Consider the following 16,715-nt stretch of genomic DNA (forward strand, 5'->3'; position numbering starts at 1 on the left):
AGCCTGGATAGGCGAATTTGAAAGCAATAAACGTGCCGTGCGCAATTCTCATGCCATTAGCATGCTTATTGACAGTAAATCATGATGTTGCCAAGTAAGCCTTGGAGTCGCTTACAGGCGGAAGTCGTCACCGAGGTAGACGTCACGCACTTGCTGGTTGGATAGGATGGCTTCTGCATCACCATCAGCAATGATTTGGCCATCGCCGACGATATAGGCTCGATCACAGATGTCCAACGTCTCGCGCACGTTATGATCAGTGATCAAGACACCGATATGACGCCGGCGGAGTTCGCGGATGATTCCCTTGATCTCGCCCACCGAAATGGGATCGACACCGGCGAAAGGTTCGTCGAGCAGGATGAAATCGGGTTCCGTGGCCAGAGCGCGCGCGATTTCGACACGACGGCGCTCGCCACCTGACAGGCTCATGCCGACGTTGTGCCGTATATGGGTGACATGGAACTCCTCGAGAAGTTGTTCGAGGCGCTCATGGCGGTGTGTGCGATCGAGGTCCTTGCGGGTTTCCAGAATGGCCATGATGTTGTCGGCGACCGACAGTTTGCGAAAGATCGAGGCCTCCTGGGGGAGGTAGCCGATACCTGCCCGTGCCCGTTCATGCATGGCGGCTGTCGACAAGTCACGCTCGTCAATGAAGACATGGCCGGCATCGGCCCTCACGAGGCCGACGATCATGTAGAAAGACGTGGTCTTGCCTGCTCCATTGGGACCCAGCAGACCGACGATCTGGCCTTGTTCGATGGTCAAGCTGATATCTTGAACCACACGACGGCGCTTATAGCTCTTGGCCAGGTGACTGGCGCGGAGAGTCTTCATTGACGACCTACTGTTGTTCGGGGTTGAGCGTCATGTGAACGCGCTGGCTCTCATCGCTGCCTTCACGTTGCGAACGGGCTTGCACCTGGCGACGGTCGAGGAAGTATTCGACGAAAGCACCGCTGAACCGGTCCCGGGCCTGATGCAGTTCGGCATCGTCATACAATTCCACTCGCCGCTCGGCTGCGTGGTAGATCACGGTGTGCCCCCAACCTTTGACTACCGGTTCGTTCTCGGCTGGTTGCTGTTCGATGTAGGCGCGCTGGTCGTCACCGGTCGCGGTGACGCGGGAAACTTCCCCTGAATCATTGCGGAGAATCTCGACACGGTCACCGGTCAGCTTCATGCTGCCCTGCTGCATTTCGACCGCGCCGGTATAGACAGCCGTTCCTGCGCTGTCGTCGAGATCCAGTCGGTCGGCCGAGACTTCGATCGGGGCGCTGGCATCTCCTTCCAGGGCATATAGGGTCAAAGGCGTCGTGGCTAGGAGCGCACCGACAATCAGTTTGGCGAAAGTTGAAGCGAAGAGTCGCGTCATGATCCTTGTTCCTCGGGGGCGGACGATGCACTCGCCTCGGGTGGGTGATGGCCGCGGACCTCATCGGTCAGGCGCATGCGGTTATCGTCGAACCAGGCCTCGAAGCGTTCACCGCGAACACGTTGTGGCGGTTTTTGCAGCAGGGCTGGCGAATCACTCCATGCGTACCCGTCATCGATATCGACGTGCAGGGTATCGGTCTCGAGCTGCCACCCTTCATTGGGGGCAATGAGAGTGGCGTTTCCCTGTAAGGTCAACAGCTCGCTACCAGGTCCCAGCTTACCGGTGTCACCGCTGCCAAGCCAAGTCCTGCCTTCGCTATCGAAGAAGCGGGCCTTGGGAGTCTCGCTGCGCGTCGTGTCGTCATTCGGCGTATGGACCAGGCGTGGCGTTTTCAGCCGTTGATGGGGTGTGCCTTCGGCATCGAAACGCGTCATGGTCACGCCTTCCAGGTAGTAATCGGGCTCGCCGGTATCGCCTGTTGGCACGGGCCCCGGAGACCGGTCATCGCGCTGTTCTATCAATGCCAGGATGATGCCCAGGGCAACGATCAACAGACCCACCCATAGCTTGGCGGGCGGTTTGGGTAGGCGAAGCGTCATAGTGGGAGTCCGTTTCAGCATTCGGTACTGGAATACGTCGTGAGCAAGCCAGGCCAGTTTCCCATGGCGGCCAGCAAATTGTCACAGATGTCACGAACGGCACCATGTCCTCCGTGACGTTCGGTCACCCAGTCGGCGTGCTCACGGACATAAACAGGCGCATTGGGAACACTGATACCCAGTCCTGCCTGCTGGATAGCGCTCAGGTCTGGCAGGTCATCGCCCGCATATGACGCTTGATCCAGCGAGAGGCCAAGTTGTCGACAAAGCGCTTCCAGAGCGGCCAGTTTATCGTCGCGTCCTTGATGTACGTGCGCGATGCCAAGTGCCGTAGCACGTTGGCTGACCATGGGAGAGGTCCTGCCAGTGATCAGCGCGACCTCGATGCCCGCTTGCTGCACCAGTTTGATCCCCAGGCCATCCTGTGTATGAAATGCTTTGATTTCGACACCATCCGCCTGGAAATAGAGCTGGCCGTCGGTCAGCACGCCGTCGACATCCAGTGCCAGCACGCGAATACGGCGTGCGCGGTCGATCAGCGTGGCATCATCAAGCAAGGATGCAGAGGGCATCTGGACTCCTTAAATGACTCCGCTGCTGAGCAGGTCATGCATGTGTAGGGCACCGATAGGGCGTTCATCGTCATCGACGACGGCGAGTGCGGTGATGCGATTGTCTTCCATGATACGGACGGCTTCCGCCGCCAGGGTATCGGGTGCGATGCGTTTGCCGGGACGCGTCATGACCTCGTCAACGACCAGGGTTCTCAGGTCGTGATGTTGATCCAGGGTTCGGCGCAGATCTCCGTCGGTATAGACACCTTCCAGCCGCCCCTCGGTATCGGTCACACAGGTGAAACCGAGTCCTTTGTTGGTGATTTCCAGTAGTGCATCGCGAAGCGGGCTACCCAGGGTGACTTGCGGCAAGCGTTCTCCTTGATGCATGAGGTCGGAAACGCGGAGTAGCAGGCGCCGCCCCAGAGAGCCGCCAGGGTGCGAGAGAGCAAATTCTTCGGCAGTGAATCCCCTGGCTTCGAGCAGGGCCACGGCCAGTGCGTCACCCAGTGCGAGCGAAGCGGTCGTCGACGACGTCGGCGCAAGGTCGAGAGGGCAGGCCTCGCGGGCGACCCCTGCATCCAGGTGGGCGTCGGCATGAGCGGCGAGTGTCGAGCCACGACGGCCGGTCATGCTGATCAGAGGGGTGCCCATGCGCTTCAGTAATGGCAATAAAGCGGTGACCTCACTGGTTTCGCCGGAGTTCGACAGGGCGAGGACGATGTCGCCGGGAGTGATCATTCCCAGATCCCCGTGGCTTGCTTCGCCGGGGTGAACGAAAAAAGCGGGGGTACCGGTGCTGGCCAGCGTGGCGGCGATCTTGCCTCCGATATGGCCGGATTTACCCATGCCTGTCACGATGACGCGCCCGGTGCAGCCGAGGATCAATCGGCACGCCTGATCGAAATCGTCGTTCAGGCGGGGGATCAAGGCGCCGATGGCATCCTGCTCGAGCTGCAGGGTCCGTTGAGCACTATGGCGAAAAGAGGAGTCTGTTTCGGTTGTCATGACGTCAATTCTTGCCTGTCCAGAAGGATTGCTCAAGGTTACGAGGGCATGAGCGGAGTGCCGGTGTGAATCAATACACCAAGATAGACGAAATACGTGACTGCGAGCGCGGCTCCCGGGAGTCGTCCCAGACTGTTGTGGCGTTGCCAGAGCAGTATGGCGCCTAGGGCCAGGGTCAGCGCAAGCATGACGGGAAAGTCGCGGTTTGCTGCGGCTGCGTCCGTTGTGCCAGGGGCCAGCAGTCCGGGAATGGGCATGACGACCAGCATGTTGAACAGGTTGGAGCCGATGACGTTGCCAATGGCAATGTCGTGATGGTTCTTCATTGCGCTGGCGATGCAGGCGGCCAGCTCGGGCAGGCTGGTGCCAATGGCGACGATCGTCAGTCCGATCACCAGCTCGCTGACGCCGAACCTCGTTGCGATCTCGATGGCCCCCCAGACCAGGGCGCGGGATCCCAGTACCAGAATCCCGAGCGAGGCTACTGTCCAGAGTAGCGCAGCGTTCAGCGTCATATCGGGAATGTCGCCGCCCCCGGCCTCGTCGAGACTATCGGCTTGAATCAACCACCAGAGGCTGAATGTCAGCAAGGCGAGCAGCAGTAGGGCATCGCTAAGGCCAAGGTGTTCGTTGGCAAGCGTATACCCAGCCAGTCCGGTAGCCCCCAATAAGAGCGGTAGTTCCCGGCGTACGATGGAGAAACGAATGGGAATGGGGGCGACCAACGCCGTGATGCCCAGAACCAGACCGATGTTGGCTATGTTGGACCCTAGAGCATTACCGACGGCTAGCCCGGGAGAGTTATCCAATGAGGCCATGACCGACACGACGATTTCCGGCGCGGAAGTGCCTAGTGCTACTAGCGTCATGCCAATCAGCATGGGGCTCATGCCGGCTCGGTGAGCCGTGGCGGCCGCGGCACCCACGAAGCGGTCGGCGCTCCAGAGCAAGGCGACCAGCCCTGCCAACATGCTGAATAGGGCAAGTAGCATCGAAGGATGTCACCTGTTTGCTAGGAAAAGAGGCCACATTAAACGTTTTCGACTCTCTGAGTGCAAGGTGGATTCCCTCACTTGGCATGCATGCAGCGCATGACGAAAGCTGGCGGGCGAGGGGGTGGTTAAGATACGATGTTCGATAATTTGATGGCGGGAGGTGGATCCATGGAAGATTCGCCCTTGGTGGTCGTTGAAGGACTGCATTTTGCCCGTGGCGGTGTGGACGTGTTCCGAGGTGTCGACCTCACGATTCCGCGTGGCAAGATTACGGCAATCATGGGACCCAGCGGAACCGGCAAGACGACACTGCTCAAGCTCATCGGGGGGCAACTGGTTCCCGATGCCGGCCGCGTTCTGGTGGATGGCCATGATGTGCATGCGCTGTCCCGGCGTGCGCTGTTCCGTTTGCGCCGGCGTATGGGAATGCTCTTCCAGAGTGGGGCTCTGTTTTCGGATTTGAGCGTCTACGAGAACGTCGCTTTTCCCTTGCGTGTGCATACTGATCTTCCCGACTCGATGGTTCGGGATATCGTGCTGATGAAGCTGGAGGCCGTGGGGTTGCGAGGGGCTCGTTCGTTGATGCCTTCCGAGCTGTCGGGTGGTATGGCTCGTCGCGTTGCCCTGGCCCGTGCCATGGCTCTGGATCCGGAACTGGTTCTTTATGACGAGCCCTTTGTGGGACAGGATCCGATATCCATGGGGGTACTGGTGCAGTTGATCAAGCGCATCCATGCAGCATTGGGGCTGACGGCGGTCGTCGTGTCGCATGATATCAAGGAGACCTTGTCCATCGCCGACTATGTCTATGTGATAGCCGATGGCCTCGTCATGGCCCATGGCACGCCGGATACGCTGGATGTCGAGGACGACCCGCGCGTTCATCAGTTCATGCATGGCGAGCCGGATGGTCCAGTGCCGTTCCATTATCCGGCGGAGACGTACTATCACGACATTCTCGATACGAGGAGCGCTTGATGGTACATCGCATTGAGCGGCTGGGGCGTGTCGGATGCACTAGTATGGCATCGCTTGGACGAGCAGGGCTGTTCCTGGCTCGCTCGGCGTTTGGCGTTCCTTCGCGTGAAGGGTGGTCACTCTGGCTGCAACAGGTGTATTTCGTAGGCGTGCTGTCATTGGCGATCGTGCTGGTGTCGGGTGTGTTCATCGGCATGGTGCTGGCACTACAGGGCTACACCATTCTGATCGACTTCGGGGCCGAGCAGGCATTGGGGCAGATGGTGGCCTTATCCCTATTGCGTGAGTTGGCGCCAGTCGTGACAGCACTGCTGTTTGCCGGGCGTGCGGGGTCGGCATTGACTGCCGAGATCGGATTGATGAAGGCCACCGAGCAACTCAGCAGCATGGAAATGATCGGTGTCGATCCATTGCGTCGTATCGTTGCGCCACGCTTATGGGCCGGCTTCGTCTCTCTGCCGCTGTTGACGGTAGGGTTCAGTGTTGTCGGTATCTGGGGTGGGTATCTGGTCGGCGTGCAGTGGCTGGGGATCTTCGAGGGTTCCTACTGGAGTAACATGCAGGCGAGTGTGGTGTTTCTCGATGATGTCGGCAATGGCATGGTCAAGAGTTTGGTCTTCGCCTGTGTCGTCACTTGGATCGCCGTTTTCCAGGGGTATGACCTGGTGCCTACCGCGGAGGGAATTTCCCGGGCGACGACACGCACCGTGGTGTATTCGTCGCTCGCTGTTCTAGGGCTGGATTTCGTGCTGACCGCGCTCATGTTTGGAGGACTTTCCTGATGGTCGGAGACAAGGAATGAAGCGCAGCAAGGTGGTGGAGCTAAGCGTTGGGCTGTTTATGCTGGCCGGTATTCTGGGACTGCTGTTTCTCGGGTTGCGCGTGAGTGGCCTGACCTTCGAGACTCCCGAAGATACGTTCACTCTCGAAGCCAACTTCGCGAATATCGGCAGTCTGAAACCTCGCTCTCGGGTCACCATGGCAGGGGTGACCGTGGGACGCGTCACCACTATCGAACTGGATACGGAGTGGTATGACGCACGTGTCGTCATGGAAATCGATGACGACCTCGAAGGGAAGTTGTCACGTGATACCACGGCCTCGATTCTGACGGCCGGCTTGCTTGGTGAGCAGTATATCGGTCTGTCCGTCGGCGGAGATCCCGAGACGTTGGCCGATGGCGATAGAATCAATGACACCCAGTCTGCCATCGTGCTGGAAGAGTTGATCCAGCAGGTTGTGTCGAATATGGCAACAAATTGACGTTTGTACCCGGAGGACTCGCTATGCAGTTGTCGAGGTTGCTGAGAAAGAGTGCGCTGACCGTTCTGTTGATGGCTGGCATGGCCCTGTTGGCTGCGGAGGCTGTGGCTCAGCAAGCGAATAAGCCCCCGGAACAGATGATTCGGGATAGCATCGATGATTTGATGGGAAAAATCGAAGGCAGGAAAGACTACTTCGCTGAGAATGTCGATGAACTGGAAGCTCTGGTGGACGCCAACCTGGATGATGTTGCCGATTTTCGTTACATCGGCGCCAGTGTCATGGGGCGTTACTTCAGTAATGCCACGCCTGAACAACGCTCCCGTTTTGTCGATACGTTTCGCCAAACCATGATTGATACTTACGCCAAGGGCCTGGTCACCTTCGATTACGATGAACTGCGTGTCCTCGATCGTCAGCGTGACTCACGGTCTGAGGAGCAAACCAGTGTCGACATGGAAGTGGTCGCCAACAATGGTGATGTATACCCGGTCAGCTACTCGTTGCGCCTGACCGATGATGGCTGGAAAGTCGTCAATGTGATCGTCAATGGGATCAATCTGGGCTTGACGTTCCGTAATCAGTTCGATCAGGCGATGCGCGAGCATGGTCGTGATTATGACGCCGTCATCGATAGCTGGTCACCGGATGTCGGTGTCGATGAGTTGGAAGATGGTCAGTCATGAGACAGTTGTTCGAGGCACAGGGAGCCAGTTTGATGGCGACCGATCGATGTCTCACGGTTAGTGGTGATGTCGATTTCGACGTCGCTGCGGCCTTGGCATCAGCAGGCAGCGAGTGGTTGGCTGCCTGTGCATCAGGGGCAATGGTCGAACTCGATTTCGCAGGCGTACAGCGCGTCAGCAGTGCTGCCTTGAGCGTCATGCTCGAATGGATGCGTCATGCTATCGCTGCGGATCTGCATGTCCAGGCAGTACACTTGTCGCCGCCGCTGCGGCGTTTGACGGAAGTGGCGAGTCTCGATGCTCTCTTGCCGGTAGCGTGAGTGCCGTTCCGGATGAGCCTGTCTTCAGTGCACCGCCATCGCCAACGGCGGCGCTTTTCATTACCATGAATGGTCGTTTTCGATTGCTGCCACTGGGCAGCGGTCACAATGGTTCATTCAAGGAGTGCTTTCCATGTTACCCAGCGATGTCAAAGCGCTGCTCGAGTCTCGCATCGAAGGGTGTGAGTTCCACATTCAGGGTGAAGGCTGCAATTTCCAAGTGGTCGCCATCGGGGATGTCTTCGAAGGGCTGAGTCCCGTCAAACGTCAGCAACTCATTTATGGGGCGCTTTCAGAGGAGATCGCCAGTGGTGAGTTGCATGCGTTGAGCCTCAAGACCTATACGCCGGCGCAGTGGCAGAATGCACCGGAAAATACCAATGCCTGACGCTCCGGAATGCCATGGATAAATTGATCATTACCGGCAATGGCCCACTCGAAGGTGAAGTTTGGGCCAGTGGTGCCAAGAATTCGGCGCTGCCGGTACTCTGTGCTTCGTTGCTTGCCGATGGCCCAGTGACTATCGGTAACCTTCCTCATCTACAGGACATCACAACCACGCTTGAGTTGCTGGGGCGGATGGGCGTCGAACCGGTGATGGGCGAAAGAATGACCATTCAGTTGGATGGCTCCCAGGTTCGCGAATGCCATGCGCCGTACGAACTGGTCAAGAAAATGCGAGCTTCCATTCTCGTGTTGGGGCCACTCCTCGCGCATTTCGGAACGGCTGACGTATCTCTCCCCGGCGGCTGCGCCATCGGATCGCGCCCCGTCGATTTGCATATCAATGGATTGGAAGCGATGGGAGCCGATGTTCGAGTCGAGGGCGGCTATATTCGGGCCCGGACCTCGGGTCGCTTGCACGGCGCTACCATCTTTTTCGATACCGTCACCGTCACAGGCACCGAGAACCTGATGATGGCGGCGACATTGGCCGATGGTGTCACGGTACTGGAGAATGCCGCGCGTGAGCCTGAGGTGGTGGATCTGGCTGAATGCCTCATCAGGATGGGGGCCAACATTCGCGGGCACGGCAGCGATACCATCGTTATTGAGGGTGTCGAGCGACTGTCGGGTTGCCACCATGATGTCATGCCAGATCGTATCGAGACCGGCACGTTCCTGGTGGGGGCTGCCTTGACGGGGGGCCGGGTCCGCGTGCGCAATACGCGTGCAGACATCCTCGAAGCGGTGCTGGCCAAGCTGGAAGAGACGGGGGCTTCGGTGACCAGCGGCGAAGGCTGGGTCGAACTCGATATGCATGGGCGTCGTCCCAAGGCGGTCAATGTGCGCACCGCGCCTTACCCAGCGTTTCCGACCGACATGCAGGCGCAGTTCGTTGCATTGAACGCTGTGGCCGATGGGAATGGGCGAGTGGTGGAGACGATATTCGAGAATCGTTTCATGCATGTGCAGGAGCTGAATCGCATGGGAGCGAACATCGCGCTCGAAGGGAATACGGCTGTCATTACCGGGGTGGAGCAGTTATCCGGGGCACCGGTGATGGCGACCGATCTACGCGCGTCGGCATCCTTGGTAGTGGCGGCGCTTTGTGCCGCTGGAGAAACCCTGGTGGATCGGATCTATCATATCGACCGAGGATATGAGTGCATTGAAGAAAAACTGCAACTGCTGGGGGCGAAAATTCGCCGTGTGCCCGGGTAAGCGAGCAAGCGACGAGACGCTATGAGCAAACAATTGATATTGGCCCTGTCCAAGGGACGTATTCTTGACGAGACGCTACCGTTGCTGGCGGATGCCGGTATCGAGCCTGCGGAAGATATCGACAAGAGTCGTAAACTGTTGTTCGACACGAATCTGTCGAATGTCAAACTGGTCGTGATTCGTGCCACGGACGTTCCCACCTATGTGCAATTGGGGGCCGCGGACCTGGGAGTTGCCGGCAAGGACGTCTTGTTGGAGCATGGTGCAGAAGGTCTGTATGAGCCATTGGATCTCGAGATAGCCAAGTGCCGTTTGATGACGGCGGGTGTCCAGGGGATGCAACCTGCGCATGCGCGTCGACGCGTTGCCACCAAATTCGTCGACGTTGCCCGTCGGTATTATGCCGAGCAAGGCATACAGGCAGAGGTCATCAAGCTTTATGGCGCCATGGAACTGGCACCGTTGATGAATCTGGCCGATGAGATCGTCGACATCGTCGATACCGGCAATACGCTGCGCGCCAATGGCATGGAGCCGCGCGAGTTGATTGCCGACATCAGCACCCGGTTGGTTGTCAACAAGGCAGCCATGACCATGAAGCACGAGCAACTGAAGCCGTTGATCAGTCGACTTCGCCAAGCCGTCGCCTCGCGTCATGGGGGCGAGGCCGTCTCGGCGTGATCGATCCATGAGCGGCATCCGAGAGAGCAACATGGCTGACAATTCTGTGACTGATCTCAGCGTCAATCGGTTATCGACCACCGATGCGAATTTCGACGCTCGTCTGAATGCCCTGCTGGAGTGGGAAGGGGTGTCCGATGCTGATGTGCAGCAGCGCGTTGATGACATCATTGCGGCAGTGCGACGTCGTGGCGATGAAGCGTTGCTCGAATACACCCATCGCTTGGACCGGCTTCAGGCCGAGACCATGGACGCCCTGACATTGACCCCGGAGCAGTTGCGACGTGCATTCGAAGGGTTACCTGAGGCGCAACGTACCGCCCTGGCTGCGGCGGCTGAGCGTATCCGTGGTTACCATGAAAAGCAGAAGCCGGTCTCCTGGCAATATACCGAGGACGACGGTACGGTGCTCGGGCAGCGTGTCACGCCGCTGGATCGGGCAGGCATTTATGTGCCGGGCGGCAAGGCGGCCTATCCTTCGTCGGTCTTGATGAATGCAATTCCTGCACATGTGGCCGGTGTACGGGAAATCATCATGGTCGTACCCACACCCGATGGTGTCTTGAATGACCTGGTGCTGGCCGCTGCCCATCTAGCGGGCGTGGATCGGGTATATACACTAGGCGGAGCCCAGGCGATTGCGGCTTTGGCCTATGGTACCGAGACGGTGCCGCGTGTCGACAAGATCGTCGGTCCGGGCAATATCTATGTGGCGACGGCCAAGCGTGCGGTATTTGGTCAGGTCGGGATCGATATGATCGCCGGTCCATCCGAAATCCTGGTGGTCTCGGATGGCCAGACCGATCCGAATTGGCTGGCCATGGATCTGTTTTCGCAAGCAGAACACGACGAGGATGCGCAGGCAATTCTGGTCAGTTGGGATGACGATCATCTGGCAGCGGTGCAGGCAGCCATGGTGCGCTTGCTTCCCGAAATGGAGCGCGCGCCGATCATTCGTGAATCGCTGCAGAGTCGGGGCGCATTGATTACCTGTCGTGACAGCGATGAGGCGCTGGACCTCATCAATCGCATTGCTCCGGAACATCTGGAGCTGTCTGTGGCGGATCCGCAGGCGATGTTGCCGGGTATTCGACATGCCGGCGCAATATTCATGGGGCGTTATACTGCCGAAGCCTTGGGTGATTATTGTGCCGGGCCCAACCATGTCTTGCCCACTTCGGGGACAGCACGATTTTCCTCGCCGCTGGGCGTGTATGACTTCCAGAAGCGCTCTTCCCTCATCCAGTGTTCGCCTGAGGGCGCTTCAGTGCTCGGTGAAACGGCGGCCGAGCTGGCGCGCGGTGAATCATTGACGGCTCACGCACGCTCGGCTGAGTATCGTATCAGGCGCTCATGAGGGCTGCTTTCACACGGTTCAGCGCTCGGGTTCGCGCAACTCGGGCGTTGGCCGCTCCCCGACGGTGAGTTCAACATCGAGTGTATCACCATTGCGGATCACCTTGAGCGGTAGACTGGAGCCGGGCGCCAGGGCGGCGATGTCGGCCATGGTAGCGCGAGCATCCACAATGGGACTCCCATCGACTTCGAGTAGTATGTCGCCGGGTTTCAGGCCGGCTTCGTCGGCGGGGCCGTCCGGCACTACTCCCGAGATGACGACACCCTGTAGCGTGTTCAGCCCGAAAGAGGCAGCCAGCTCCTGCGTCATTTCCTGAGCTTCAATGCCCAGCCAACCGCGGATGACCCGTCCATGGGTAACGAGCTCTTCCAGGATGTTTCGTGCCAGATTGGCGGGGATGGCGAAACCGATACCCTGCGAACCACCCGAGCGTGAAAATATCGCTGTATTGATGCCCACCATGGCACCTTCAGGGTTGATCAGGGCGCCCCCCGAGTTACCCGGATTGATGGCCGCATCGGTTTGAATGAAATCTTCGTAGGCATTGAGCCCTAGGTGGCTGCGTCCTGTCGCGCTCACGATACCCATTGTCACGGTCTGACCGACGCCGAATGGATTACCGATCGCCAGGGCGACGTCACCGACCGCAGTTTGCGAAGAGTCGGCCATGGAGATGACCGGCAGATCGTCGAGGTCGATTCTCAGGACCGCGAGGTCGCTTTCGGGATCCGTGCCGATGACATCGGCCAAGGTTTCGCGGCCGTCACGAAGCGCCACCTGAATCTGATCGGCGCCATTGATGACGTGGTGGTTCGTCAGGACGTAACCGTCATCACTGACGATGACGCCTGAACCAAGACTGGAGAGCATGCGCTGTCTGCTGGGCATCTCATCGCCGAAGAACTGCCGAAAGAACGGGTCCGACATCAAAGGGTGCTGATCGCGTTCGACGACACGAGATGAGTAAATGTTGACCACTGCCGGTGCGGCTCGTTCCACGGCATCGGAATAACTGGCAGGCCCCTGCTCGCGTGACAGGGGCGCGGCGTCCTGTACATCGGGGGCGGGGCGTGTCGCGTCTTCTCCGGAGGTTTCGTTGCTGGTCATCTGTGGAATGGCCGGCGGTTCGACGATCGGGAATTGATCGCTCAGGGAAGGGCTGGATTGGTTCTGTGCCTCTTCCGAAGAACGCTCCATGAGTCCAGGAAACAAGGTGAGCAGGACGATGGCCAGTAATATTCCGGACAGAACCGGCCAGAAAAGTGGTAGAAGACGGCGCATGCAAAGAATCCTTGTCGACTAGGCGGTCGCTGGCGGAGGTCGCGGTCGTTACAATGGCGAGAGTGTAACATTGCGACATTTCGCCTGTCCGGAGGTATGGATGATCTCGTGTGACGAACTGATAGACGCCTGTGAGGCGCGGTTGCAGCCTGAGCGCTTCAAGGACTATACCGTCAATGGACTGCAAGTGGAGGGACGGCGACAGGTAGGACGAGTGATGACGGGGGTGACTGCGTGTCAGGCGTTGCTCGATGAGGCAGTGGCATGGCAAGCCGATGTCCTGCTGGTTCATCATGGTTACTTCTGGAAGAACGAGCCGGTCAGCATTACCGGCATGAAACGGCGTCGCCTGGCGACGTTACTGGCCAATGACATCAATCTGCTGGCTTATCATCTGCCACTGGATGCGCATCCTGAGCTGGGCAACAATGCGCAACTCGGCTTGAAGCTGGGGCTAAGCCCTGAAGGTTGTGTGGATGGTCCGCTGGGTGAAGGACTACTGTGGGTCGGGACGCCGGCAGAGCCATGCGACGATCGCGAACTTGCGGCGCGATTGACCCGTCACCTGGGCAGAGAGCCGTTGCTGGTACACGGACATGAGGGGGCATTGACGCGGATCGCCTGGTGTACCGGCGGAGCGCAGGACATGATCACGCAGGCTGCGGAAGCGGGGGCCCAAGCCTTTGTGTCCGGGGAAATTTCTGAACGTACCACGCACATCGCGCGCGAAACGGGAATTAGCTACCTGGCCGCTGGCCACCACGCGACGGAGCGTGATGGCGTGAAGGCCCTGGGTGAGTGGTTAGCGACACGCTTCGGGCTCGAGCACCGTTTCGTCGATATCGACAACCCTGCCTGAGCGTCTCAATAACGAGGCGGTTGGGGCTGCTCCTTTTCCCCCGTGCTCTGCCGCAGCCCGAAATCCTCGGACAAGGTTCCATGATTGCCGTCGGCATAATCGCGGGGCGCCGCCGTTGACGGCTCATCGCTACTCCCCTGATCGATGGGGACATTGTTGAGGCGACGCCTGATTTGGCTGTCGTCACAAAAGCGCTCAGCTCCTTGAGCCAACTGTTGTTCGAGTTCCTGGGTCTGGCGTTGGATGCTCTCAACGAGGTCAGCGGCCCGCGCAAAATGGTCGTTCAGGGAATCCTTTACCTGATTCAACTCCAGCTCGGTCTCGGCGAGCCGCTGACGAACTTTCTGGTTGCGCGCCACATTGCTGTTCAGCAAATGGTAGCCCAGAGCACCGATACCGATGCCGGCAAGACCACTGACGATTGCCAGTACCCAGTCGATATTGCTCTCGTACACGTCGTTCCCCTTAAAATTCATGCAACCATGCTCGCCATACCCATGCACTTGTGGTTGCCGGGCACGTTATGATGACGCTCACGGCTGCGTCGCTCGTGGCCCATTATATGGGGCAGGCCGAGACTCAGGTCAATGCACATGGCGAGACGACGTTCGGTCACATGCGCTTGGCCTTCAGGCAGCGTATAATAGGTCGGTCTGATGAATCAGTACGAGGCAAGCCATACGCTAATGTGTGCAACTCTGACGACCCGACATGAAGCTGTCGACGCCGAGAAGGGCGAAACGCCACTCGCCCGATACCGCTCGGATGTCTCACGTGACGATTTCGAGTACGACCCAGCCCAGGAAGAAGCGGTCAAGCATCTGCAGCGCCTTTACGATGACCTGTTATCCAAGCCCCATGCCCAACCCAGGTCGGTCATTGCCGGGAAAGGGCTGAAAGCGCGAATGGCGGGGCTGCTGGGGCAGAAAAAGGCGCCATCCCCTTTCGATGAGCTGCCGGAGATCATGGGGCTCTATTTTTGGGGCGGTGTCGGGCGAGGGAAGACCTATCTCGTCGATGCATTCTACGAGTCACTGCCTTTCCCCGATAAGATGCGGACGCATTTTCACCGTTTCATGCAGCGTGTGCACAATGAACTGGAGCACTACAAGGGCGAAAAGAACCCGTTGCGCCTGATAGCTGCCAAGTTCGCCAGCGAAGCGCGAGTGATATGCTTTGACGAGTTTTTCGTCAAGGACATTACCGATGCCATGATTCTGGCCAACCTTCTCGAAGCGCTTTTTGAGCAAGGCGTCGTATTGGTCGCTACCTCGAACATTCCCCCCGATGACCTGTACAAGGATGGATTGCAACGTGCCCGTTTCCTGCCGGCCATTGATTTGATCAACCGCCACTGCCTGGTCGTGAATGTCGATTCGGGAGTCGATTACCGCCTGCGCGCCCTCGAACGAGCCGCCATCTTTCATTTTCCACTCGATGAAGCAGCAGAAGCCGAATTGGCGCGGAGTTTTCGGGAGATTGCAGGTAGTGAAGGCGAGGAATCGGCTTCCATCGAGGTCAATCGACGGGTCTTGCAAGCTCGCCGTTTGCACGATGATGTGGTGTGGTTCGAATTCCGCGAACTATGTGATGGCCCGCGTAGCCAGAACGACTACATTGAGTTGGCGCGTGAGTTTCACAGTGTGTTGTTATCGAATGTGCCGACTATGGGGCGAGGCAGCGACGATCAAGCGCGCCGGTTCATTAACATGGTCGATGAATTCTATGACCGTGGTGTCAAGTTACTGATGTCGGCGGAAGCTCCCGTCGAACGGCTCTATAGCGGGGGAGACTTGGAGTTCGAGTTCGATCGGACGCTATCCAGGCTGCTAGAGATGCAGTCGCATGAATATCTGGCGCTACCGCATAAACCTTGACGTCGGTCCGTGAGCCATGAGCACGATACATGGCGTCTTGGGCGGTGAGCAGGTTGAATCGATGGCACCATCAGCCTGTGCCGTCGTTCGTCGTCAATTTGCCCTTAACCTTTCCCTATCGGGCATGTATAATGCGCGCTCGCTCGACCGTTGCGTCGTTATCGGGGATTCCCATATGGCGCAACCAAGAAAAATAGGGATGGTCACCTAGGCAGGTCATCTGCTTTTGGTGGCCCAATACATTGTTTTTGGTGATCCAATTCATGAAGACGTTCAGTGCTAAGCCACAGTCCGTCCAGCGCGACTGGTATGTCGTCGACGCGACGGACAAGACGCTCGGTCGTCTTGCGACCGAAATTGCCCGCCGTTTGCGTGGCAAACACAAGCCCGAGTATACCCCGCACGTCGATACTGGCGACTACATTGTGGTGGTCAACGCAGAGAAGGTTCGTGTGACCGGCAACAAGGCTAGTGACAAGCAGTACTATCGCCATACCGGCTATCCTGGTGGTCTGCGTTCCATGAATTTCGACGGCATGATCAGCTATGCGCCGGAGCGTGTCATCGAGAAGGCCGTCAAGGGTATGCTGCCCAAAGGTCCTCTTGGGCGTGCCATGCATGCCAAGCTCAAGGTCTATGCCGGCACTGATCATCCGCATGCTGCGCAGCAGCCGCAAGAACTGAATCTTTAAGGGGTGTACTCGCCATGACACAACAGTATTACGGGACCGGGCGCCGCAAGACTTCAACGGCCCGTGTCTTTCTCAAGCCGGGTACCGGCAAGATTACCGTCAACAAGCGCGAACTGAACGACTACTTCGGCCGTGTTACCGGTCATATGGTTGTTCGCCAGCCGCTGGAACTGACGGAAACTCAGGGTCAGTTCGACGTTTATGTCACCGTCAAGGGTGGCGGTGGTTCGGCGCAGGCCGGTGCTATTCGTCACGGTATTACCCGTGCCTTGATCGAGTACAACGAGGATTTCCGCAAGCCGTTGCGGACTGCCGGGTACGTAACCCGTGATGCGCGGAGCGTCGAGCGTAAGAAAATCGGTCTGCGCAAGGCGCGCCGTCGTCCTCAGTTCTCCAAGCGTTAATTTCGCGTCAAGCGACCTTCCGTGCGCCCAGGTCATACGGCCTGGGCGCTTTTTTATGTAAATCAGCGATTTATTATGGTTATGCAACTTAGGTCAGAGACGGCTTATCTTGTGTTGA

Annotated in this window: 21 protein-coding genes; 13 read left to right on the forward strand and 8 right to left on the reverse strand. The window is 58.2% G+C overall.

Annotation, left to right across the window (positions count from 1 at the left end):
* Positions 1 to 111: 111 nt before the first annotated feature.
* The 6 genes from lptB to FVV99_RS13655 are packed head-to-tail and all read right to left on the reverse strand — an operon-like array spanning position 112 to position 4,531.
* Positions 112 to 837: an LPS export ABC transporter ATP-binding protein gene (gene lptB / locus FVV99_RS13630; protein WP_148254637.1), complete on the reverse strand. Its 726-nt coding sequence runs from the start codon at positions 835 to 837 to the stop codon at positions 112 to 114.
* A 7-nt stretch (positions 838 to 844) separates the two neighbouring features.
* Positions 845 to 1,375: a lipopolysaccharide transport periplasmic protein LptA gene (lptA, locus tag FVV99_RS13635; RefSeq protein WP_148254638.1), complete on the reverse strand. Its 531-nt coding sequence runs from the start codon at positions 1,373 to 1,375 to the stop codon at positions 845 to 847.
* On the reverse strand, positions 1,372 to 1,977 hold the full coding sequence (lptC, locus tag FVV99_RS13640) for an LPS export ABC transporter periplasmic protein LptC (RefSeq protein WP_148254639.1): 606 nt from the start codon (positions 1,975 to 1,977) through the stop codon (positions 1,372 to 1,374). The genes lptA and lptC overlap by 4 nt, the downstream gene beginning before the upstream one ends.
* Before the next feature lie 14 nt (positions 1,978 to 1,991).
* The gene (locus FVV99_RS13645) at positions 1,992 to 2,549 is read right to left on the reverse strand and encodes a KdsC family phosphatase (protein WP_148254640.1); all 558 of its coding nucleotides are present in this window, start codon (positions 2,547 to 2,549) and stop codon (positions 1,992 to 1,994) included.
* A 9-nt stretch (positions 2,550 to 2,558) separates the two neighbouring features.
* Positions 2,559 to 3,539: a KpsF/GutQ family sugar-phosphate isomerase gene (locus tag FVV99_RS13650; RefSeq protein WP_148254641.1), complete on the reverse strand. Its 981-nt coding sequence runs from the start codon at positions 3,537 to 3,539 to the stop codon at positions 2,559 to 2,561.
* A gap of 38 nt (positions 3,540 to 3,577) precedes the next feature.
* Entirely contained in the window at positions 3,578 to 4,531 is a 954-nt protein-coding gene (locus tag FVV99_RS13655; RefSeq protein ID WP_148254642.1) for a calcium/sodium antiporter, read from the reverse strand.
* A gap of 171 nt (positions 4,532 to 4,702) precedes the next feature.
* On the opposite strand from FVV99_RS13655, the gene FVV99_RS13660 reads away from it, so the two are divergent.
* From FVV99_RS13660 to hisD, 9 genes are all read left to right on the forward strand, one after another.
* Positions 4,703 to 5,512 (forward strand): ABC transporter ATP-binding protein, encoded by an 810-nt coding sequence (locus FVV99_RS13660; RefSeq protein WP_148254643.1) that lies wholly within the window; start codon positions 4,703 to 4,705, stop codon positions 5,510 to 5,512.
* Positions 5,512 to 6,294, forward strand: coding sequence for a lipid asymmetry maintenance ABC transporter permease subunit MlaE (gene mlaE / locus FVV99_RS13665; RefSeq protein ID WP_148254644.1), 783 nt, complete (start codon positions 5,512 to 5,514; stop codon positions 6,292 to 6,294). The genes FVV99_RS13660 and mlaE overlap by 1 nt, the downstream gene beginning before the upstream one ends.
* A gap of 16 nt (positions 6,295 to 6,310) precedes the next feature.
* Positions 6,311 to 6,775, forward strand: coding sequence for an outer membrane lipid asymmetry maintenance protein MlaD (gene mlaD, locus FVV99_RS13670; protein ID WP_148254645.1), 465 nt, complete (start codon positions 6,311 to 6,313; stop codon positions 6,773 to 6,775).
* A gap of 23 nt (positions 6,776 to 6,798) precedes the next feature.
* Positions 6,799 to 7,461: an MlaC/ttg2D family ABC transporter substrate-binding protein gene (locus FVV99_RS13675; protein ID WP_148254646.1), complete on the forward strand. Its 663-nt coding sequence runs from the start codon at positions 6,799 to 6,801 to the stop codon at positions 7,459 to 7,461.
* Positions 7,458 to 7,781, forward strand: a complete 324-nt coding sequence (locus tag FVV99_RS13680; protein WP_148254647.1) for an STAS domain-containing protein — start codon at positions 7,458 to 7,460, stop codon at positions 7,779 to 7,781. Before FVV99_RS13675 ends, FVV99_RS13680 begins: the two co-directional genes overlap by 4 nt.
* A gap of 133 nt (positions 7,782 to 7,914) precedes the next feature.
* Entirely contained in the window at positions 7,915 to 8,169 is a 255-nt protein-coding gene (locus FVV99_RS13685) for a BolA family protein (protein ID WP_148254648.1), read from the forward strand.
* A gap of 14 nt (positions 8,170 to 8,183) precedes the next feature.
* Entirely contained in the window at positions 8,184 to 9,446 is a 1,263-nt protein-coding gene (murA, locus tag FVV99_RS13690) for a UDP-N-acetylglucosamine 1-carboxyvinyltransferase (protein ID WP_148254649.1), read from the forward strand.
* Positions 9,447 to 9,467: 21 nt separating this feature from the next.
* Positions 9,468 to 10,127, forward strand: coding sequence for an ATP phosphoribosyltransferase (gene hisG, locus FVV99_RS13695; RefSeq protein ID WP_148254650.1), 660 nt, complete (start codon positions 9,468 to 9,470; stop codon positions 10,125 to 10,127).
* 31 nt (positions 10,128 to 10,158) lie between these two features.
* A complete protein-coding gene (hisD, locus tag FVV99_RS13700) occupies positions 10,159 to 11,484 on the forward strand; it encodes a histidinol dehydrogenase (RefSeq protein WP_148254651.1) in 1,326 nt (441 codons plus the stop codon).
* Between the two features lie 18 nt (positions 11,485 to 11,502).
* Here hisD and FVV99_RS13705 read toward each other — a convergent pair whose 3' ends face one another.
* Complete coding sequence (locus tag FVV99_RS13705) at positions 11,503 to 12,765, reverse strand: Do family serine endopeptidase (RefSeq protein WP_148254652.1); 1,263 nt, start codon at positions 12,763 to 12,765, stop codon at positions 11,503 to 11,505.
* A gap of 100 nt (positions 12,766 to 12,865) precedes the next feature.
* Between FVV99_RS13705 and FVV99_RS13710 the strand changes: the two genes are divergently transcribed.
* Entirely contained in the window at positions 12,866 to 13,624 is a 759-nt protein-coding gene (locus FVV99_RS13710; protein ID WP_148254653.1) for a Nif3-like dinuclear metal center hexameric protein, read from the forward strand.
* 5 nt (positions 13,625 to 13,629) lie between these two features.
* Here the strand turns inward: FVV99_RS13710 and FVV99_RS13715 are convergent, their stop codons facing one another.
* The gene (locus FVV99_RS13715) at positions 13,630 to 14,079 is read right to left on the reverse strand and encodes a YhcB family protein (RefSeq protein ID WP_148254654.1); all 450 of its coding nucleotides are present in this window, start codon (positions 14,077 to 14,079) and stop codon (positions 13,630 to 13,632) included.
* Positions 14,080 to 14,310: 231 nt separating this feature from the next.
* On the opposite strand from FVV99_RS13715, the gene zapE reads away from it, so the two are divergent.
* From zapE to rpsI, 3 genes are all read left to right on the forward strand, one after another.
* Positions 14,311 to 15,501, forward strand: a complete 1,191-nt coding sequence (gene zapE, locus FVV99_RS13720) for a cell division protein ZapE (RefSeq protein ID WP_148254812.1) — start codon at positions 14,311 to 14,313, stop codon at positions 15,499 to 15,501.
* A 263-nt stretch (positions 15,502 to 15,764) separates the two neighbouring features.
* Positions 15,765 to 16,193, forward strand: coding sequence for a 50S ribosomal protein L13 (rplM, locus tag FVV99_RS13725; RefSeq protein WP_148254655.1), 429 nt, complete (start codon positions 15,765 to 15,767; stop codon positions 16,191 to 16,193).
* 14 nt (positions 16,194 to 16,207) lie between these two features.
* Entirely contained in the window at positions 16,208 to 16,597 is a 390-nt protein-coding gene (gene rpsI / locus FVV99_RS13730) for a 30S ribosomal protein S9 (RefSeq protein WP_148254656.1), read from the forward strand.
* The last annotated feature ends 118 nt before the right edge of the window (positions 16,598 to 16,715 follow it).

This window comes from Aidingimonas lacisalsi (assembly GCF_008079445.1).
Taxonomy (GTDB): domain Bacteria; phylum Pseudomonadota; class Gammaproteobacteria; order Pseudomonadales; family Halomonadaceae; genus Aidingimonas; species Aidingimonas lacisalsi.